The sequence below is a fragment of the Moraxella sp. CTOTU47616 genome (assembly GCF_032017465.1).
Taxonomy (GTDB): Bacteria; Pseudomonadota; Gammaproteobacteria; order Pseudomonadales; family Moraxellaceae; genus Faucicola; species Faucicola tetraodonis.
In genome coordinates this window covers 252,080-270,896 of sequence record NZ_DALZPU010000002.1, presented here as the reverse complement: position 1 = coordinate 270,896, position 18,817 = coordinate 252,080, and the positions used below count along the sequence as shown (strand labels likewise).

The 18,817-nt window shown below is 44.6% G+C and carries 20 protein-coding genes; 13 read left to right on the top strand and 7 right to left on the bottom strand.

The window, feature by feature from the left end:
• Positions 1-46: 46 nt before the first annotated feature.
• Complete coding sequence (locus RTS10_RS03250) at positions 47-1,315, top strand: S1C family serine protease (protein WP_312539358.1); 1,269 nt, start codon at positions 47-49, stop codon at positions 1,313-1,315.
• 86 nt (positions 1,316-1,401) lie between these two features.
• On the opposite strand, the gene RTS10_RS03245 is transcribed toward RTS10_RS03250, so the two are convergent.
• From RTS10_RS03245 to rsgA, 5 genes are all read right to left on the bottom strand, one after another.
• Positions 1,402-2,205, bottom strand: a complete 804-nt coding sequence (locus RTS10_RS03245) for a pteridine reductase (RefSeq protein ID WP_312539209.1) — start codon at positions 2,203-2,205, stop codon at positions 1,402-1,404.
• Positions 2,206-2,533: 328 nt separating this feature from the next.
• A complete protein-coding gene (gene secB, locus RTS10_RS03240) occupies positions 2,534-2,965 on the bottom strand; it encodes a protein-export chaperone SecB (protein ID WP_050325070.1) in 432 nt (143 codons plus the stop codon).
• Positions 2,966-3,117: 152 nt separating this feature from the next.
• Positions 3,118-3,378, bottom strand: coding sequence for a glutaredoxin 3 (gene grxC / locus RTS10_RS03235; protein WP_036589920.1), 261 nt, complete (start codon positions 3,376-3,378; stop codon positions 3,118-3,120).
• A 134-nt stretch (positions 3,379-3,512) separates the two neighbouring features.
• Positions 3,513-3,941 (bottom strand): rhodanese-like domain-containing protein, encoded by a 429-nt coding sequence (locus RTS10_RS03230; protein WP_312539208.1) that lies wholly within the window; start codon positions 3,939-3,941, stop codon positions 3,513-3,515.
• A 131-nt stretch (positions 3,942-4,072) separates the two neighbouring features.
• Entirely contained in the window at positions 4,073-5,143 is a 1,071-nt protein-coding gene (rsgA, locus tag RTS10_RS03225) for a ribosome small subunit-dependent GTPase A (protein WP_312539206.1), read from the bottom strand.
• Between the two features lie 220 nt (positions 5,144-5,363).
• On the opposite strand from rsgA, the gene orn reads away from it, so the two are divergent.
• From orn to RTS10_RS03210, 3 genes are all read left to right on the top strand, one after another.
• Entirely contained in the window at positions 5,364-5,915 is a 552-nt protein-coding gene (orn, locus tag RTS10_RS03220) for an oligoribonuclease (RefSeq protein ID WP_100270198.1), read from the top strand.
• 302 nt (positions 5,916-6,217) lie between these two features.
• On the top strand, positions 6,218-6,382 hold the full coding sequence (locus RTS10_RS03215) for a hypothetical protein (protein WP_157819377.1): 165 nt from the start codon (positions 6,218-6,220) through the stop codon (positions 6,380-6,382).
• Positions 6,383-6,392: 10 nt separating this feature from the next.
• A complete protein-coding gene (locus tag RTS10_RS03210) occupies positions 6,393-7,157 on the top strand; it encodes a 3-hydroxyacyl-CoA dehydrogenase (protein ID WP_312539205.1) in 765 nt (254 codons plus the stop codon).
• A 142-nt stretch (positions 7,158-7,299) separates the two neighbouring features.
• Here the strand turns inward: RTS10_RS03210 and hemP are convergent, their stop codons facing one another.
• Positions 7,300-7,464, bottom strand: a complete 165-nt coding sequence (gene hemP, locus RTS10_RS03205) for a hemin uptake protein HemP (protein ID WP_007114963.1) — start codon at positions 7,462-7,464, stop codon at positions 7,300-7,302.
• 152 nt (positions 7,465-7,616) lie between these two features.
• Here hemP and RTS10_RS03200 point away from each other — a divergent pair, with 152 nt between their 5' ends.
• The 4 genes from RTS10_RS03200 to obgE all read left to right on the top strand — a co-directional run bounded on the left by RTS10_RS03200 (position 7,617) and on the right by obgE (position 12,283).
• On the top strand, positions 7,617-8,648 hold the full coding sequence (locus RTS10_RS03200) for an NUDIX domain-containing protein (protein WP_312539203.1): 1,032 nt from the start codon (positions 7,617-7,619) through the stop codon (positions 8,646-8,648).
• A 174-nt stretch (positions 8,649-8,822) separates the two neighbouring features.
• Positions 8,823-9,431, top strand: a complete 609-nt coding sequence (locus tag RTS10_RS03195) for a lipocalin family protein (RefSeq protein WP_219331444.1) — start codon at positions 8,823-8,825, stop codon at positions 9,429-9,431.
• A 126-nt stretch (positions 9,432-9,557) separates the two neighbouring features.
• A complete protein-coding gene (locus tag RTS10_RS03190; RefSeq protein ID WP_219331443.1) occupies positions 9,558-10,910 on the top strand; it encodes a glyceraldehyde-3-phosphate dehydrogenase in 1,353 nt (450 codons plus the stop codon).
• 152 nt (positions 10,911-11,062) lie between these two features.
• A complete protein-coding gene (gene obgE, locus RTS10_RS03185) occupies positions 11,063-12,283 on the top strand; it encodes a GTPase ObgE (RefSeq protein WP_312539202.1) in 1,221 nt (406 codons plus the stop codon).
• Between the two features lie 74 nt (positions 12,284-12,357).
• Here obgE and RTS10_RS03180 read toward each other — a convergent pair whose 3' ends face one another.
• Positions 12,358-13,239, bottom strand: a complete 882-nt coding sequence (locus tag RTS10_RS03180) for a DegV family protein (RefSeq protein WP_312539200.1) — start codon at positions 13,237-13,239, stop codon at positions 12,358-12,360.
• Between the two features lie 313 nt (positions 13,240-13,552).
• Here RTS10_RS03180 and proB point away from each other — a divergent pair, with 313 nt between their 5' ends.
• The 5 genes from proB to RTS10_RS03155 all read left to right on the top strand — a co-directional run bounded on the left by proB (position 13,553) and on the right by RTS10_RS03155 (position 18,680).
• Positions 13,553-14,701: a glutamate 5-kinase gene (proB, locus tag RTS10_RS03175; RefSeq protein WP_312539199.1), complete on the top strand. Its 1,149-nt coding sequence runs from the start codon at positions 13,553-13,555 to the stop codon at positions 14,699-14,701.
• 102 nt (positions 14,702-14,803) lie between these two features.
• Positions 14,804-15,913 carry a uroporphyrinogen decarboxylase gene (hemE, locus tag RTS10_RS03170; protein WP_312539198.1) on the top strand — a complete coding sequence of 370 codons (1,110 nt, stop codon included), beginning with the start codon at positions 14,804-14,806 and terminating at the stop codon, positions 15,911-15,913.
• Positions 15,914-15,934: 21 nt separating this feature from the next.
• The gene (gene argC, locus RTS10_RS03165; protein ID WP_312539196.1) at positions 15,935-17,002 is read left to right on the top strand and encodes an N-acetyl-gamma-glutamyl-phosphate reductase; all 1,068 of its coding nucleotides are present in this window, start codon (positions 15,935-15,937) and stop codon (positions 17,000-17,002) included.
• Between the two features lie 289 nt (positions 17,003-17,291).
• Complete coding sequence (locus RTS10_RS03160) at positions 17,292-18,152, top strand: hypothetical protein (protein ID WP_312116364.1); 861 nt, start codon at positions 17,292-17,294, stop codon at positions 18,150-18,152.
• 42 nt (positions 18,153-18,194) lie between these two features.
• Positions 18,195-18,680, top strand: coding sequence for an ATP-dependent Clp protease adaptor ClpS (locus RTS10_RS03155; RefSeq protein WP_228274218.1), 486 nt, complete (start codon positions 18,195-18,197; stop codon positions 18,678-18,680).
• Positions 18,681-18,817 lie beyond the last annotated feature (137 nt).

Genomic DNA, 18,817 nt, shown 5'->3' with positions numbered 1-18,817 from the left:
ACCCGTTTTGCCGCCTACGTATCGTAAACCTAACAAATTTACTCTAATGCTACCCTGGATTTTGTTACTGCTACTGCTGTTGGCGGGCTTGTGGATGATGACCAAGCCACAGCTGCCTTGGCACAAAAATCAAGCGATGGTAGCCAGTCAGACCAGTTGGCAGCCGCCCAAATCTGAGCCTGTCGATACCAAAAAACTCGGTGACAATCCAAATGCTGCGGTGGCATCTTATCACAATGCTGTCGCAGTCGCTGCCCAGTCAGTTGTCAATATCTATACCACGCAAAAAATCGAGGAGCATCCCTATATGAATGACCCGATGATGCGCCGCTATTTTGAATATCACGGTATCCCTAATGGCGAAAGCGATAATACCAATTTAGGCTCGGGGGTTATTATTTCGCAAGATGGCTATATTGTCACCAACTCGCATGTGATTTCTAAAGCCGATAACATTATCGTGATGCTCAATGATGGTCGCAAGGCAACGGCAAAAGTCATCGGCAACGATGTGGAAAGTGATTTGGCGGTGATTAAGGTTGATTTGACAGGGCTGAAACCCTTAGGATTTCGTGAACAGTCGACCCAAGTGGGCGATGTGGTGTTGGCAATTGGCAACCCGTTTGGGGTCGGTCAAACCGTCACCCAAGGTATTATCTCGGCAACGGGGCGCACGGGACTGGGTATCAACACGGTGGAAGATTTTATCCAAACCGATGCCGCTATCAATCCCGGTAACTCAGGGGGTGCGCTGGTCGATGCTTATGGTCAGCTGGTTGGTATCAACACCGCGATTTTTTCACGCTCGGGCGGCTCGATGGGGATTGGATTTGCGATTCCTACCGAGATTGTTAAGCTTGTGATGAATGGCATTATTAAAAATGGTAAAGTGCACCGCGGCTGGCTTGGGATTGAATTACAAAGTTCGATGAAAGACCCAACCAAACTCAGTGATGACACGCAGGGCGTTGAAGTGATGAACGTGATGCGTGATGGTCCTGCCGCCAAAGCGGGCTTGCAAAAAGGGGATATCATCACCGCAATGGATAATAAACCTGTCAATGATGCCAATACACTGATTCAAATGGTCGCACGTAAAGCCCCCAACAGTGTGGTTAATCTGCAAGTGATGCGTAATAAAGCGCAAAGCAGCGTCAATGTGACCCTAGGTGAAAGACAACCCCAAGAGGCTTTGACCGAGCTACCCACGTCACAAAACTTTGACCAAAACAATGACAGCGCTAATCAAAATGGCGCCAGCAATGAGGATGACATTCCAGCAGAATTAATGGAATTACTCAAAAAACATCATTAAACGTTATTCAAAACTTCAAAAGTTTGATGCGCTGCGGTTAGTCAGGTGCTTTACTTGCTCTGGCTGCCGGCTGTGATTAGCTGTTTTCATTGCCTGCTTTCGTTACCCGCTAAGGTCAAACTACGACCGCCATCCACGGCAATAATCTGCCCTGTGATATACGGGGCAGCTGCCAAAAATACCGCCACTTGCGCGATATCTTGCGGTGTGCCAATTCTTTTTAACGGTACGGCATGGCAGATTTTTTCAATCGTTTGGGCGGTGAGCGCTTGCTCAGAGCCCTCCATGGGTAAAATGTTAATACCCGGCGCGATACCATTGACGCGAATATCGGGCGCTAGTTCGATTGCTAGCGACTGCACCATCATTTGGTGCGCGGCTTTTGCCATGTTATAGACTGTATAACCCCCAAATGGCTTGCCATTGGCGTGAATGTCCAAAATGCTTATAATGCAGCCTTGCGATTTTTTTAGATAAGGGTATAAATATTGGCTGATAAATAACGGGGTTTGCGCATTGGTCAAAAATAAATTTTGCCAGTCTTGCTGAGAGATTTGACCAAAGGGCGTCGGGTAAAACCGTGAGGCATTATGAACTAGACAATCCAATCGACCAAAACTGTTGACTATTTGCCAAGTCAATTGTGGCAACGTTTCAAAGTTCTCTAAATCCCCTTGCACGCTTTTTGCTGACTGTGGGCGAATGGCATTACAGTAATTAACAAGTTCGATGGCTTCTGATTCACTGGTATGGTAATGGATAATGATATTATAATTGGCTTGGTGCAGTGCCAGCACAAGCGCCCGACCAATTCGTTTGGCGCCACCTGTGACACACGCCACACGGCACGGATTGGATACTTCGCTCATCGCGGCTGGATTCAACATCATTTGCTACCTATGTCTATTTGATTAAGCGTTTATTTGATTAATCGGTTTGTCGTTTTAATCATTCATGCTTTAATCCATATGAGCCCAATTGGTTGGGATTGGAAAACCCCATGATTATCACACACCTTGAACGAGCGACACAACTTTATCAAGCGCTGCAGGATTATCAGCAAAGCACCCATGCCTTTAGCCAAAGCATCACCAAATGGCGCACCAAGTCCTAACAATTTACCTTAAATTTACATAAAAAAAGAGCAGGGCTTAGCCTGCTCTTAATTTTTTACACTTAAAAATTAGTTAGCTTTAAAATAGTTAACTTTAAAAAAAATTAGTTACCTTGCTCAAGCGTTTGTTGATAGGCTTGGTCAAAATTGACTGGCGCAAGTAACAATTGTGGGAAACTACCACGGGTCACAATGTCACTGACCACTTCACGGGCATAAGGGAACAATACGTTTGGACAATACGCACCTAAAATTGCGCCCAATTGTTCTTCAGGGATATTTTGCAACATAAAGATGCCCGCTTGGTGTACTTCTGCGATAAACGCGGTTTCCCCACCGTTATTGGCAGTCACATTAACGGTTAATATTACTTGGTAGTGGTCATCGTCCAATTTTTCAGCGGCACTTGATAGGTTGATATCAAGCTCTGGTTGCCATTCACGGGTAAATACCTCTGCACCCGGTACTTCTAATGACATATCTTTAACATAGATACGTTCTAGCGCCAGTTGTGGTAAGTTTTGTTCGTCTGCCATGGTAGTGTCCTCAATTAACTGTTTTTACGTGGATTATAACAATATGACAGCTTTAACTTTCTCTAAAAAATAGTCTAAAAACTATCAACTGTATTTATAATGGGGGTTATTTATCTAGTAAATTCTAGTAAAATTTTTTAATCTGCGAGCGATTAATCCGCTAATAAACCATCAAGTTTGCCTTGACGCTCCAGACCAGCAAGTTGGTCATAACCACCAATGAAATTATCGCCAATAAAAATTTGGGGTACTGTGCGGTAATTATTGGTTTTTTGCGCCAATGCCTGACGTTCCTCTGTGGTCACATCATACATGTTAACTTCTTCAAATGCTTGCCCTTTGTTTTTTAATAACATTTTAGCTTGCATACAGTAGGGGCACGTCGGTGTGGTATAAATTTTCACCATAGCCATAACAATCTCCTTATTTCTGGATTTTTTAACATGGGTTAAAAGCTTATTATCAGATACCGATGAGATAATAAAGCGTTATTGATGGTTATGGGGCTTGGCGATTTAAATTTCAAATTGTGAACAGCCAACTAATCTTATTTGGTTTTGCCGGGCACGGTTTTTTCTACCACCAAAGGTAAACCTGCGGCTTGCCAATTGGTAATACCACCATCGAGACGATACACGTTGTCGTTACCAATCATTGCCACTGCAGTACCCGCGGTCATACCCATTTGGCAAACGATGATAATAGGATGGTCAGCACTGCGAAGTGTTTCAACGTGATCTTTTAGCTCAGTAAACGGGATATTGCGGCTGCCTTTGATATAGCCTTTTTCAAAATCTTTTCGTGGACGGATATCAATCAGCTGAGCGTTTTGGTTGTTAACCATTAAGCCCACTGCATTTGGATTGATTTTTTTGCCGCCACGTTTGTTCTCAAGCATAAAAAATAGCACAATTAGCACAAACATGGTGCCAAATAAAAATGGGTGATGACCCATAAACTCAAACCAACGTTCCAAGATATCCTCCACAGGGGCATGTCGTCAAAATTATCGTTTGATTGCCCATAAAAAATTGACTGTATTATAACGGTAGTTGTCAATTTTAAGAAACTTTTATTTAGTCTAATATTTAGTCTAAAATCGCAAGCTTAAAAATCCTGCGAGGCCGCTTCTTGTTGCAGTAGCACCAAATTATCCACCCGCCTTGCTAGCACTTGCCCGTCTGTCACCGCCTGCCACATCGCACAATTGGGCGTGGACTCGGTGTGTTTGCAATCGCGAAAACGGCAGTAGGGGGCGAGCGGCGCAAGCTCGATAAAGCCTTGCAAAATATCATCAGGGGTCAAATGCCAAAGCCCATATTCGCGAATACCGGGTGTATCAATAATGGCGCCTTTGCTGAGCGCCATCGAGTCAAACGCTAAAAATCGACTGGTGGTAGTGGTATGTTGACCCAACTGTGAAATGGTTGAAATTTCATTGACTGATTGTCCCGCGGCAGGCAATAACTGATTGACCAAGCTGCTTTTGCCAACCCCTGATTGACCGGCAAAAATCACGTTCTTGCCGGCAACGGTGTTTTTTAGCTCAGTTAAATCACCATTCGATTGGGTCACCAAGGTGGCGTAGCCAAGCTGTTGATAGGCTGACAGTAGCTCTACAACCTCGCTATGACTGCCATCTGCCAACAAATCGGCTTTATTTAAAATCAGCAATGGGGTAATGTCTGAGTGATGGCAAGCCACCAAATACCGATCAATCAGCTGGGCAGACGGTAGCGGTAGCGGCGCGAATACGACCGCTAAAATATCGACATTGGCGGCGATGGGTTTGAGCTTGTGGTAACGGTCGGGGCGGTTGATGATACTTTGTCTATCATAAATCGCTTCAATGCGTCCAAGTCCTGTATTTGGGTCAGCGACAAAGCGGACTTTATCCCCAGTGGCAATCAGTGGCAAGTTGGTACGGGTGTGACAACGCCAAACACTGTGCAGGGTAATGGGTTGCCAAAACGGTTCTGGCTCGTCAGCGGCGACAATCGGTTTTTCAGGCAGGGTTTGCGGTAGGCTAGTGGCTTGGACTTCAAGCTGCTTGCCGAAGTTTGCGACAACAATGCCATCCATCAGCTGGGCATCGTCCAGCACTTGCTGGGATTTTTGTTGTTTTTGGATGCGGCGGGTTTGCTGGTCAGTGAGTTTACGTTTACGGATTAACGCCATACGCTATCTACTACATCAGCCACTAGGGGATTTTTTACCATACTAACACCTTATAAAATTTTGCAATACTTTTAGGCATTGCTACATGAACACTTATGGCTACATGAACACGTATGGCTACATAGGCACGCATGAGCAATCGCCAACAAAACCGATATTTTACCTGTAAAATCTGCTAAGATGGCGGATTATTTGTTAAAGAGTATGAAAAGGCAACAGTATGGCGGTTGATAAAAAACATCTGATTTGGATTGACCTTGAGATGACAGGTCTAGATACCCTCAACGATACCATCATCGAGATAGCGACGATAGTGACTGACAGTGAACTCAATATTTTAGCCGAAGGTCCTGTGTTTGCCATTCATACGCCTGATATTGTGCTCAACAGCATGGATGATTGGAACACGCGCCAACATGGGCAATCGGGACTGATTGACCGTATTCGCCGTAGTAATGTGACGATGGCTCAAGCAGAAAGCGAAACCATTGCATTTTTGAGTAAATATGTGGAAGCAGGACGCTCACCGATGTGTGGCAATTCGATTTGCCAAGACAGACGGTTTTTGGCACGTCAAATGCCAACGCTTGAGCGGTTTTTTCATTACCGCAATTTAGATGTGTCAACGGTCAAAGAGCTGGCTTATCGCTGGCGCCCCGATATTTTGTCAAGCTTTGAGAAAAAAGGAAATCATTTGGCACTTGACGATATCCGTGATTCGATTCGTGAACTGCGCCACTATAAAGCGCATTTTTTTAAATTTATTGGTTAACAGTAAATTTTTTAAAACGATACAATTCATATCATAATACTTGAAATTGTCCAAAAGTTTAGGCATCATAAGCTGACAAAAGGAATTTGTTAGCTTGACTTGAGACAAGTAAATCGAGATACAAATAAATCAGCGTGAGTGTAAATCGGCAATAGTTGTGAGCCCATCGTAAAAAAACTGGTTGTATCAACTCAAATTTATTCCAAGCCAGATTTATTTCAAGTCAGCGTTATTTTAAGCCAGTGGGTGACCGTTGACACTGGCACTTATTCCTATCTCATGGACGACATTAGGAGCCTGTCATGGACAATCTTGACACCCAAACCCCGCAATCTGTTTATTTCTTTGGGGGTGAAAAAAGGCGATCGGGTATCAACCATGCTGCCCCGTACACCGACAGCCATAACCGTGAAAAATTTAATCACATAAACCCACTGCTTTTAACACCAACAAAAATAACAGGTTAACGGAAAAACAATGCAAGTACAAAATAATACATTTTTGGTCACAGGCGGCGCGTCAGGTCTAGGTGAGGCGACAACCCGTTATTTGGTGGCGCATGGCGCAAATGTTATCATCGCCGATCTGAACCAAGAAGCCGGTGAGAAATTAGTGGCGAAATTGGGCGACAACGTGATTTTTGCAAAATGTGACATCACCAGCGAAGCGGATGTCAAAAATGCGATTGAGGCGGGTGTGAACAAATTTGGTAAATTATCAGGGTCAATCAACTGTGCCGGTATCGTGGTGGTGCAAAAATTACTGGACAAGGAAGGCAACCCAGCCGATTTAACCACCTTTACCCGTGGTATCCAGATTAACCTCATCGGCACTTTCAATGTGGTGCGACTGGCAGCGGCGGCGATGGCAAAAAATACTGCAGACAGTAATGAAGATAAAGGTGTGATTATCAACACCGCTTCAATTGCCGCATTCGATGGTCAGGTCGGGCAGGGCAGTTATTCGTCATCCAAAGCAGGTGTGGTGGGCTTAACCTTACCACTCGCGCGTGAGCTGCAGCGTCATCAAATACGTATCATGACCATCGCCCCAGGGGTGTTCGGCACACCGATGATGGCAAGCTTGCCAGAAGCTGCCCGTACCAGTCTTGAGCAAGCCGTGCCTTTTCCCAAACGTTTGGGCAATCCAGAAGAATTTGCTAAATTGGTGGCACACATCATCGAAAATAGCTATCTCAATGGCGACGTTATTCGTTTGGACGGGGCTATTCGCATGGGTTAATTCAGTTGATTGTTGCCAGTAACTGCGCACAGTGACTAGCAACAGTAAATATCAACTTAGTCCTCTAAAAAAGCCACTCTCAAGAAGATTGGCTTTTTTTATTAACAATTTCACAATTTCACCGGGACTATTTGGTAAGTCACTATTTGGTGAGTATTAGGCGGTTATTACGGGTCAATCGAAGACGGTATTCTTCGCCGTCATGCTGAATGCGAATCTCTTTGGTCAGCGCAAATAAATGATTGGAATATAGCGTTGGCAAGGAACTTTGTTGGATGAGATTGGCGCGATTTAATAAGTGTAGCATAGGATACTCCTTTTCTCTGTAAGATGGGCGGATAGTGTCTTTAATTGATAATGATTATCATTTATATTTGATGGGTCGTCAAGTGACTTTTTTCACTTTTTCATCAAATTTAATGCTTTATAATGGGCAACAATCAACAGTTTGAGAAAAATATGTCAAAAGTCGTTAATGTAGCAGTCGCGGTGATACATTTTAACAATCAATATCTACTGGGATTTCGCCATGCCAGTCAACACCAAGGCAATCGCTATGAATTTGTCGGGGGAAAAATTGAGCCAAATGAAACCCCAACACAAGGGTTAATCCGTGAAGTCCATGAAGAGATTGGCTTGGATATCGCGCAAAATACCGCAGTCAAAATGGGGGTAATACGCCATGATTATGCTGATAAAACCGTGGCATTGCACGTTTTTAAAATTGAAGTGAGTCAAGCGCAGTTTGATGGTTTGCAAGAAGGTAAAGGCAAGGAAGGTCAAACGGTCACATGGGTTCACCAGTCAGACTTGGTTGCTAATCAGTACCCGCTGCCCGATGCCAATGCCCGCATTTTAGAGTGGTTGAGATTGCCTATTACGATTTATATCACGCAGCCCTTAGATCACTTCATTGGTGTGGATAAGTGGGTTGATTTTTATAGCCAAAAACTGCCCCAAAGTGCCCATTGTTATCTTCGCCCGCAAACCAGCGATGAAAATGCCACCGCTATGATTGATGGCTTACTCACGATAAGGGCGGATATCACCCCGATTATTCAATATGCAACAGTTGAGCGCTTATTTGAGTACTTACCTGAGCGCTTATTTCAGCGTTTAGATGCGTGGTTAAAAAACGGCATGGTACATTTAAATCACCAACAACTCATGACGCTTGATTTCTCAAGTTTATCAAAAAATTATCACTATTTTGCCAGTTGCCATGACCAACATAGCCTAAGCAGATTAAATGCCTTGGCAACCTCGCATACTGTGATGGGCTGTTTTTTATCCCCGGTGAAAGCCACTCCGACACACCCAGAAACCTTTCAAAGTGGGGGCATGGGCTGGCAAACCTTGAGTGAATTGGCAAAAATCTGTGATGTGCCGGTTTTTGCGCTGGGTGGGGTGGGGCAAGAAGACTTAGCCACCGCCTATGAGCATGGGGCGATGGGAATCGCGGGTATTCGGTTATTGGTCGACAAGGTATAAAAACTAGCCAACAGGTTGACAATAGCGCATTCACTGTAACAACTGGCTGACAAAAAGTGCCCCAATAGTCACCGTTTGAGCGTTTATTTTAGGCTAAAATGAGTAGTGTAATGACTAATAAAACCACCAATCTAGAATCACCAATCACAATGACCAACTAAGGTGACATACACAATGAAACTGATGAATAAAAAAACGTTAGCAGTGGCAGGTATTGCAGGTACATTAATTGCGATAAGTGCTTGCTCCACCACCACCCCCACCAAAAACACCTCAACCGAAACCACCGCCAAGTCCACAGGCATTGGTAAAGCTCAGGCGGTGCAAAGCGTTGATTTAAACCGTTATGCGGGCAAATGGTACGAAATCGCCCGTTTGCCGATGTTTTTTCAGCGTAACTGTGCCAGTGATGTCACCGCCACTTATACCCTACAACCGACAGGCAAGGTGGAAGTTAATAACCAGTGTATGGGCAAAGACGGCAAACCCATGCAAAGCATTGGTGAAGCCACCAAAAATGGCGATAGTGGCAGTAAACTTAAAGTTACTTTCTTGCCGCAAGGATTGCGTTGGTTGCCTGTGGGTAAAGCCGACTATTGGGTGCTTGCTTTAGACCCCAATTATAACCATGCGTTGGTAGGTACGCCAAACCAAAAATACTTGTGGATTTTGTCACGCACACCCACGATGGATGAAGACACTTATCAAACAATGGTCGCTACCGCAAAATCTCAAGGGTACGATGTCAGTAAATTGCAAAAAACCGTACAAAACAGCCGATAAGCTTGCTAGCTGAAACACCCTGCTTTAAAATTGCTAAAACGCCTAAATTCCGTTACAATTTAGGCGTTTATTTATTGCTGCATTTTCCACAGATTTTATTTTTCCTTCACAAAAAAAGGTCATACTATGTCTGCCAATCTCTACCAAGACCACCTCACTACTCGCAAAAATCAAGAAGCCCAAGCGATTCAGTTGTTAGTTGAGCTAAATACCCTAGCCAATAAAGGCGTCGATGTGCTGTTTTTTGGCAACCGCATTGCCTTAAACCTTGTTGATATCATCGCCCATCATGACAAAAACGCCCTTAACATCGCTGATACGCTCGCCTTTGTCACCGCGTTAAACGACCAAGATCTAAGCCATACCACCGTGGACTTGGGTCAAGCGCTAAAATCAGGTAAACAAGCCGACAGCTTTACCAGCGGTGACGAAGTGCCTGCGACAGATGTCGTGTTGTATGGTTTTGGTCGTATCGGTCGTATCTTGGCTCGGTTGCTGATGAGCCGTCCTGCCTCAGACAAAGGCTTACAATTAAAAGCCATCGTCGTCCGTCCAGCCGGTGAAGCCGATTTGGAAAAACGTGCAAGCTTGCTTGAGCGTGACTCGGTACATGGCTGGTTTGATGGCTCAGTGGTGGTGGATAAAGCAAACAGTGGTATCATCGCTAACGGTCGTTTTATCAAAGTCATTTATGCTTCTGACCCAAGCGAAATCGACTACACATCTTATGGTATCGACAATGCCTTAATCATCGACAACACCGGTAAATGGAAAGATGAAGCAGGTCTTGGCAAGCATTTACAGTCAAAAGGTGCCAAAAAAGTGCTATTGACTGCCCCAGCGTCGGGCGATATCAAAAACATCGTCTATAATGTCAATGATGACACCATCGGTAGTGATACCATCGTATCAGCGGCAAGCTGTACCACCAATGCGATTACCCCTACGCTTAAACTCTTAAACGATAAATACGGCATTGAAAACGGTCACATGGAAACCATCCATGCGTTCACCAATGACCAAAACTTGGTCGATAACCACCATAAAGCCGAGCGTCGTGGGCGTGCTGCAACCTTAAATATGGTGATGACTAGCACAGGCGCTGCCAAAGCGGTCAGTAAAGCGATTCCAGAATTAAAAGGCAAATTGTCAGGCAGCTCGGTACGTGTACCAACGCCAAACGTGAGCCTTGCGATTTTGAATTTGAATTTCAAAAACCCGGTTAATTCAAGCGATGAACTCAATGCCTTTATCAAAGAAGCCAGTCAGAGCGAACAATGGCAAGCGCAAATTGCTTACTCAGATTCGGATGAAGCCGTTTCTACCGACTTTGTGGGCTGTGAAAAAGTGGCGATTTGGGACGCCAAATCTACGCTTGCGCAAGACAACCGCGCGGTGATGTACCTATGGTATGACAACGAAATGGGCTATAGCACCCAAGTATTGCGTGTCGCTGAAACCATGGCAAAAAATGCCTAAGTGTTCCTAAGCGTTAAGAACGATTACAAAACCGCTCAAGTTTGGGCGGTTTTTTATTGGATAAAATTTCAAACATCGATTGTGTTCAAATTTTTCTTACTAAAATTCATGCTATAATACTTGGTTATCCAAGAATTTAAGGAAAGTCTTCAATGCGTTTTATCGATGAAGCAATCGTAACAGTCAAAGCAGGCGACGGCGGCAATGGTATCGTCAGTTTTCGCCGAGAAAAATACGTCCCCAAAGGCGGCCCCGATGGCGGTGATGGCGGCAAAGGCGGTGATGTATACGTGGTGTGCGACGACAACACCAACACCCTCGTCGATTACCGGTTTACGCGTCGCTATGATGCCAAACGCGGCGAAAATGGCGGTGCCAAAAACTGTTCAGGTCGGGGGGCGGATGATATTTATCTATCTGTGCCCATCGGTACCACCGTGATTGATACCGAAACAGGTGAGGTCTTAGCGGACTTGACCAAAAAAGGGCAAACGGCGAGGATTGCCAAAGGCGGTGACGGCGGGCAAGGCAATACCCATTTTAAAACCTCCACCAATCAAGCACCACGACGTGCCACCCCAGGTTTCCCAGGCGAATTAAAAGTCTTGAAGTTTGAGCTAAAAGTGGTGGCTGATGTGGGTCTTATTGGTCTGCCAAACGCGGGTAAATCCACCTTTATTCGTCAAGTCTCTGCTGCCAAACCCAAAGTTGCCAATTATCCGTTTACCACTTTGGTACCGAATCTAGGGGTCGTGGATGTGGGTAAACACCGCTCATTTGTCATGGCAGATATCCCAGGGCTCATTGAAGGCGCCTCTGAAGGAGCTGGACTGGGTATTCGCTTTTTAAAACACGTTGCTCGTACCCGTCGATTATTGCATCTTGTCGATGTACAGCCCATTGATGGTAGCGACCCTGTGGCAAACGCCCAAGTGATTTTTAATGAGTTAGAAAAATTCTCGCCAGAGCTGTCAAAACTGCCACAGATTTTGATTTTGAACAAAATCGACCAAGTGCCCGCAGAGTCATTAAACCAACTTTGCACCCACATCGTGGCAGAGCTTGGTTGGACAGGGATGGTTTTTCGTACCTCCACGCTCACAGGGGAAGGGGTTGATGCGGTGGTTTGGCATTTGATGAACGAAATCGAGCAAGAGCGCGAGATGGAAGAAACCGATCCTGACTTTGCTGAAAGTCAGCGGTTGCGTTTTGAACGACTGGAAGCGGAAGTGCGCGCCAATACGGAAGAGCAAAAAGAAGCGTATCGTGCCAAACGTAAAGCTGAGCGTGAAGGTCGCGCATTGGATGAAGATGGTTTTGATGACGACGACTATGATGACGATGATGGCGTGGAAGTGGTCTACGCACCTTAGCGGTGATGGAAATAGCTTTAAAAAGGTTAGCGCGGGCTAACCTTTTTTATTAGCTGAATTTAGATAAGGACAGGTCATTTTTTTAATGCTTTGACAATGTGGGGTAATTCACCATAAAACACCCCAATGCCTGTTCCCATCAAGCCGTGATTGGCGAGCGAAATGGTCGACACGCGAATAACAGGTAAATCATGCCAACCGAAATGCGTCGCCAATAAATCTTTAAGATACTCGGTACTTTCGTGATGCCCCGTATCTGTCAAATAGATAAACGCGGGTTGATTTGCGGCAAGTTTTTCGACGGTTTTTCCCATGGTTGTCAGGGTTTTTTCAAGCTTACGCACTTTTTCCACCGCGATAATTTCGCCCATTTGATTAATTTGCATAATCGGTTTGATATCAAATAAGTTGGCAACAAATGCGGCAGGGGCGGACAATTTTTTGTTGCGAATAATATAGTCCAAGTCGCTGAGGGTAAATAAAAACTCACTGCGACGTCGCAAATCGTCAAGTTTTTTTGCCACGTTTTCAAACGATTCACCTTGCTCAATCAACACTTTTGCCTCGTACGCCAGCGCCCCTTCAGCAATATTGAGTGTTTTGGTGTCATACACAAAGATGTGCAGACGATTGGCATAATGTACTTTGAGTTCTTCAAGCATGGGCAAAGTTTGGCTAAATTTGGACGAGATGCCGCAAACAAATATCTCCGTGACCCCGCGAGCAATCAAATCATTAAATAATAGATGCATCTCATGGATGGATGGCGGAAATGTCCTCGCCACCGATTTGAGGTTGGTTTTCATGATGGTTGCCAGACGCTCACTGGTGATATTTTTACCATCGATAAAATCAACGTTATTGATGTTTACGTGTAAGCGCAGAATGTCCATGCCTTGCGACAATTCAAGGGCTTCAAGACAAGATGAGGAGGTGGCGACAACAGCTCTTTTCATAAATTTGATAAACCCAGTAGCCCATGAAGATGAGCAAATTTATATAAAAGCAATGTCGATAGCAAGTTATCCTCATCTAAATTGAGAAAACCTCAAGTCGATATTTTTTAGTTGACAATGTCAATTTGTTTTTTCAATGGTTGCTATTTAATTGGGATAAAAATGCGTATGGCAAAAACGTGTGATATTTAACGGCTACCGGCATCGATTAGCATTTATAAAGCCAGTAAAAATTGTTACAATGCTCAGCCAAGCCATTATGGCATTTAATTTGATTAAAAAATTGCACTTGACTGATTATGACTGCCAACTTATGACTGCCACCGCCTCACCTAGCTCAACTAAAAAAGCCCTTAAGTCCAACACCATTGTGGTAAAAATTGGTTCATCGCTACTGACCAACAATGGTAAAGGTTTGGATCGCACCGCAATTTATGAATGGGCGAAGCAAATCGCCAAGCTGCATAATGAAGGCTATCAAGTATTGCTAGTGTCCTCAGGGGCAGTGGCGGAAGGGGTGGTGCGGATGAATTTGGAAGAACGCCCCAAAAAATTGCAAGCCTTGCAAGCCTGCGCCGCCATTGGGCAGATGGGCTTGATTGAAACTTGGTGGTCGGCGTTGATTCAGTATGGTGTACAAAGCGCACAATTGCTACTGACCCATGACGATCTTGCCAATCGAAATCGTTATCTCAATACCGCCAATACGTTAAATCAGCTACTTGAATGGCGCGTGCTACCGGTCATTAATGAAAATGACACCGTGAGTGTCGATGAAATCAAATTTGGTGATAATGACAGTCTAGGTGCGATGGTGGCAGCCATGGTCAAAGCTGACCTATACATTATATTGACCGACCAGCAAGGCGTATTCACCGATAATCCTCGTACCAACCCTGATGCCAAGCTGATTAAGACGGAACGGGCAATGGCAGATTATTTGTTTGACGTGGCGGGAGATGGCGGCAAATTGGGTCGTGGCGGCATGATTACCAAAATTCGTGCGGCAAGGCTTGCGGCAATGGGTGGTTGTCCCACTGTGATTGTCAGCGGCAGCATCGATAACGTGATTAATCGCGTGGTCAAAGGGGAATCCTTAGGTACGATGCTCACCACCAATGACGATGATAAACGCATTGCCAAAAAACAATGGTTAGCCGCGCATCTGCGCATGGCAGGTCGCTTGGTGATTGACGATGGCGCAGTAGATGCCATCATTAAAAATAACAAAAGCTTATTGCCTGTCGGGGTGATTGAAGTGCAAGGTGATTTTGATGAGGGTGATGTGGTGGAGTGCGTTGATAAAACAGGGGTACGTATCGCGGTCGGTCAGGTGGATTTCTCATCAAATGAAGCTAAGCGCATCGCTCGCAAACGCAATAGCGACATCGAAGCGATTTTGGGTGAAAATGAGGAACGCCACGTGATGGTACATCGTGATAATATGGCGATTATCGTATGATTTTCGACAATTCTTGATTGAAATTTAACTAATTTTAGACTGATTCAATAGTATTTTTACCCAATAGTATTTTTATCCAAGATTATTTTTAAAGGCAATGACATGACCCATAATTTTCCGACGTTAAAAAATGACCGCATTTTAAGAGCCATGCGTTTTGAACCTGTGGATGTGACCCCTGTGTGGATGATGCGGCAAGCCGGTCGATATTTGCCTGAGTATAAAAAAACCCGTGCCCAAGCCGGTGACTTTCTATCGCTTTGCAAAAATACCGATTTGGCGACGGAAGTCACCATTCAGCCATTTCGCCGTTTTGAGTTGGATGCGGCGATTTTGTTTAGTGATATTTTAACCATTCCTGATGCGCTCGGTTTGGGTCTGTATTTTGAAGCAGGGGAAGGCCCAAAATTTCACAAAACTGTCAGAAGCATGGCAGAGGTTGAAGCCTTGCCAACCGTCGCGATGGCAGATGCACTTGACTATGTGATGAAAGCGGTGACCAGTATTCGTCATGCGCTGGCAGGCCGTGCGCCATTATTTGGCTTCTCGGGTAGTCCGTGGACGCTAGCGACCTATATGATTGAAGGCGGTAGTTCTAAAGAATACCGCTATGCCAAAGCCATGTTGTATGGCGAGCCTGACACCTTGCATGCGCTGCTCGCTAAAATCACTGATGCTGTGATTGATTATTTGCTAGCGCAGATAGCAGCGGGGGCGCAGTTAGTACAAATTTTTGATAGTTGGGGTGGGGCATTGGCGCATCGCCAATTTGTTGAATTCTCGCACCATTACAATACTAAAATTGTCGCGGCGATCAAAGCAACATACCCAGAGGTACCTGTGGTACTATTTACCAAAGGTGGCGGCTTGTGGTTAGATACCCAATGCCACAGTGGCGCGGATGCGCTAGGACTTGATTGGACGATGCCACTAGATAGAGCCCGCAGCATCGTCTTTGAACAACAAAAAGAATTGACCAAATTGCACAAAAAGCTGCATACAGGCATCGCGCTGCAAGGTAATCTTGACCCCGCGACATTATTTGCATCGCCTGAGCATATTCGCCAGCAGACGCATTTGATGCTACAGGACGCCTACAGCCTCGGTGATAAAACAGGCTATATAGCAAACTTAGGTCACGGTATTAACCAATGGGTTAATCCTGACCATGCCAAAGCTTTTATTGATGCGGTGCATGAATATAAACTTTAATACCAACATCAGGAGACGACCATGATCAAAGTAGGTATTGTCGGTGGCACAGGCTACACTGGCGTAGAGCTAATTCGACTATTGAGTCGTCATCCACAGGCACAAGTGACGATGCTGACATCGCGCTCAGAAGCGGGCAGACGCGTTGATGATATGTTTCCAAGTTTGCGGGGCGTGACCGATTTAACGTTTTCGGATTTGGATGAAAAAAAATTAGCAGCATGTGATGTGGTATTCTTTGCTACGCCCCACGGCGTTGCCATGAAGCATGCCAAATTTTTAACCGAAAATGGCACTAAAGTCATCGATTTGGCGGCAGATTTTCGTTTGCAGTCGCTACAAGATTTTGAAACTTGGTATAAACTTGAACATACTTGCCCCGATATTTTAAAAGAAGCTGTGTATGGGTTACCCGAAGTCAATCGTGATGCCATTGCCAAAGCCAAGGTCATTGGCAACCCAGGTTGTTATCCCACCACGGCGATTTTGGGATTAAAACCACTAATCGACGCCCAAAACAGCCAGCAGCAGGCATTGATTGAGCCTTGGATTATTATTGATGCCAAATCAGGCGTCTCAGGTGCAGGTCGCCAAGCCAAAATGAATTTGTTATTTAGCGAGACATCGGATAGTTTTAGCGCCTATGGCGTGGCAGGTCATCGTCACGCTCCAGAGATTAGCCAAGGGATTGACCAAATATTGGGTCAAAGCAAACGCTTTCAGTCGCATGATATCCGCTTTGTACCCCATTTAGTACCCATGATTCGCGGTATGTTTACCACGATTCATGTTCGCTTGACGGCGACGGGTCAAGCGTTAGATTTACAATCTTTATATGAAACCAGCTATCAAAACGAATATTTTGTAGACGTCATGCCAAAAGGTATGTACCCAGATACCCGTAGTGTACGGGGTAGCAACTATTTAAGAATTGCGGTGCAAACACTAGAAAATAGCCCGATGGCGACGATTTTGGTGGTACAAGATAATTTGGTCAAAGGTGCGGCAGGACAAGCCGTGCAAAATATGAACGTGATGTTTGGGCTTGCAGAGCAAACAGGGTTGGCGTTAGTTGCCGTCGTGCCTTAAGTGATTTCTTTAATAAGTGGTTTTCTTAAGCTATTTATGGTCAGCCTATTTAAAAATGTTAATGCCATAACAAGCATTGCTTTATTTTTTTTAGCCAAAAAAATATGACGCTATGATGAAATGGGCTAACTTTATTATTTTTTCAGTCAATAAATTTAGCTGAATTCATCATAATTTTTGTTTATAATGGGGTTCGCTTTAATGGATGTCATATTCATCAACCCTTTTTGAGCTATCATCAGTACTGTGATTATCCATGTTTTGATCGTTTTTCAATTTGAGTATCTCTATGGATTTGCCCGAAGATAATAACTCTTCTCAATCTTTGCCAGAAGCACAACGCAATTATATTGCCCAACCCAACAAGGTGTCGGGGTGGCTGATTGCGTTTGGGGTTAGTTTGTTGTTAGTTGCCATCATTGCACTGGTGTTAGGTCAACGCATTGGTTATCATCGCGGCTTGAGCTTTGCTGCTGAAGAAGCGAAAAAAACCGCCGCAGGTCTTGAAATCTCAGCAGAAAACATTAAATCATTAAAGCTAAAATCTGATACGTTACAAAGCCAATTAACCACTGCGCAGCAAGAGCGTGATATCAGCTTGGCGAACCTATCAGCGCTGCGTACCGATATTCAAGATCTAAAAGTCACCAACTTACAGCTTGAACAAGGTCAGCAATTCTTAACCACGTCGCTTGCCAAAAAAGGCGGTATGAGTTTACAAGTCATCGGGGCAAAAATCGCACCATTGCCAGAAAATGCCTATGAATACCGCTTTGATGTCGGTATGGTCGATCCATCAAATCAGCCAAAAAATCTGATACCAAAATTGACCTTGCTCGATGAAGTTAATATGGTCGAAGTCCCATTGCAACCCAATAGTTACTCGATTCATGGGATTGCAAGAATTCGCGGGCGTTTTTTGATGCCCAAAAACTTTGTACCCAAACAAGTGAAACTTGAATTAGCCGCCGGCAACCAAAAAACTGAGCAAGTGTATGATTGGCAACTCGGTCAACCGATTGATAACATGCCGTATACGCTTGAAGAAACGCCTGAAGCGGATAAACGACCTGTGAGTTCGACCGATAGCACGCCAGTGGCAAGCACAGCCAATACGCAAAAACCTGCCGCAACGACTGCTGTAAAGTAGTATAATCAATGTTTCGTCTAATCTTAGGTAAATGTTCAATTAATGATGCTTCAAACGCTTAATTTTTCTCGTCAATCAGTTGTATCACAGCCAACCACCACGAATATGGATTGGCACCTACCGGCATGGTTGCCAACACAACTCCCTAAACAGTCCCCTAAACAGCCACCTAGCCAATCACCAAATTCATTGCCAGCCCGTTTGACCGACATAGAAGGCGAGCCAAATACTGACCCCGTCGAAGATGTGCTATTGGCTGACCCTGAACTTAAAAAACCACAGATGTATGCGGTGGTCATGTATAACGATGACTATACGCCGATGGAATTTGTGGTGGATGTTTTACAAAATCATTTTAAACATTCGCTAGATTCGGCTATCAGTATTATGCTTGCCATTCATCAACAAGGCAAAGGGATTGCCGGTATATACCCTAAAGACATCGCAGAAACCAAAGCCCAAGCCGTCAACCGTGAAGCGCGTCAGGCAGGCTATCCGTTACTGAGTCAAATCGAACCACAAGGTTAGAGTCATTTTGCTATTTAACCCAGTTTTATTTTGGGTGGCACCTTATTTCTATTTTTTATTCATCATTGAATTTTTTCCAATTTTAAAACCCGCCATTAACTACGTTTTATCACTTGAATTTATTAGCAATGTCATTA

What these genes read in the sequence shown, in the direction of transcription:
- RTS10_RS03250 (WP_312539358.1), top strand. Translation starts at nt 47, where the DNA reads ATGCTACCCTGGATTTTGTTACTGCTACTGCTGTTGGCGGGCTTGTGG.
- RTS10_RS03245 (WP_312539209.1), bottom strand. Translation starts at nt 2,205, where the DNA reads ATGATGTTGAATCCAGCCGCGATGAGCGAAGTATCCAATCCGTGCCGT.
- secB (WP_050325070.1), bottom strand. Translation starts at nt 2,965, where the DNA reads ATGGCAGACGAACAAAACTTACCACAACTGGCGCTAGAACGTATCTAT.
- grxC (WP_036589920.1), bottom strand. Translation starts at nt 3,378, where the DNA reads ATGGCTATGGTGAAAATTTATACCACACCGACGTGCCCCTACTGTATG.
- rsgA (WP_312539206.1), bottom strand. Translation starts at nt 5,143, where the DNA reads ATGGCGTTAATCCGTAAACGTAAACTCACTGACCAGCAAACCCGCCGC.
- orn (WP_100270198.1), top strand. Translation starts at nt 5,364, where the DNA reads ATGGCGGTTGATAAAAAACATCTGATTTGGATTGACCTTGAGATGACA.
- RTS10_RS03215 (WP_157819377.1), top strand. Translation starts at nt 6,218, where the DNA reads ATGGACAATCTTGACACCCAAACCCCGCAATCTGTTTATTTCTTTGGG.
- RTS10_RS03210 (WP_312539205.1), top strand. Translation starts at nt 6,393, where the DNA reads ATGCAAGTACAAAATAATACATTTTTGGTCACAGGCGGCGCGTCAGGT.
- hemP (WP_007114963.1), bottom strand. Translation starts at nt 7,464, where the DNA reads ATGCTACACTTATTAAATCGCGCCAATCTCATCCAACAAAGTTCCTTG.
- RTS10_RS03200 (WP_312539203.1), top strand. Translation starts at nt 7,617, where the DNA reads ATGTCAAAAGTCGTTAATGTAGCAGTCGCGGTGATACATTTTAACAAT.
- RTS10_RS03195 (WP_219331444.1), top strand. Translation starts at nt 8,823, where the DNA reads ATGAAACTGATGAATAAAAAAACGTTAGCAGTGGCAGGTATTGCAGGT.
- RTS10_RS03190 (WP_219331443.1), top strand. Translation starts at nt 9,558, where the DNA reads ATGTCTGCCAATCTCTACCAAGACCACCTCACTACTCGCAAAAATCAA.
- obgE (WP_312539202.1), top strand. Translation starts at nt 11,063, where the DNA reads ATGCGTTTTATCGATGAAGCAATCGTAACAGTCAAAGCAGGCGACGGC.
- RTS10_RS03180 (WP_312539200.1), bottom strand. Translation starts at nt 13,239, where the DNA reads ATGAAAAGAGCTGTTGTCGCCACCTCCTCATCTTGTCTTGAAGCCCTT.
- proB (WP_312539199.1), top strand. Translation starts at nt 13,553, where the DNA reads ATGACTGCCACCGCCTCACCTAGCTCAACTAAAAAAGCCCTTAAGTCC.
- hemE (WP_312539198.1), top strand. Translation starts at nt 14,804, where the DNA reads ATGACCCATAATTTTCCGACGTTAAAAAATGACCGCATTTTAAGAGCC.
- argC (WP_312539196.1), top strand. Translation starts at nt 15,935, where the DNA reads ATGATCAAAGTAGGTATTGTCGGTGGCACAGGCTACACTGGCGTAGAG.
- RTS10_RS03160 (WP_312116364.1), top strand. Translation starts at nt 17,292, where the DNA reads ATGGATTTGCCCGAAGATAATAACTCTTCTCAATCTTTGCCAGAAGCA.
- RTS10_RS03155 (WP_228274218.1), top strand. Translation starts at nt 18,195, where the DNA reads ATGATGCTTCAAACGCTTAATTTTTCTCGTCAATCAGTTGTATCACAG.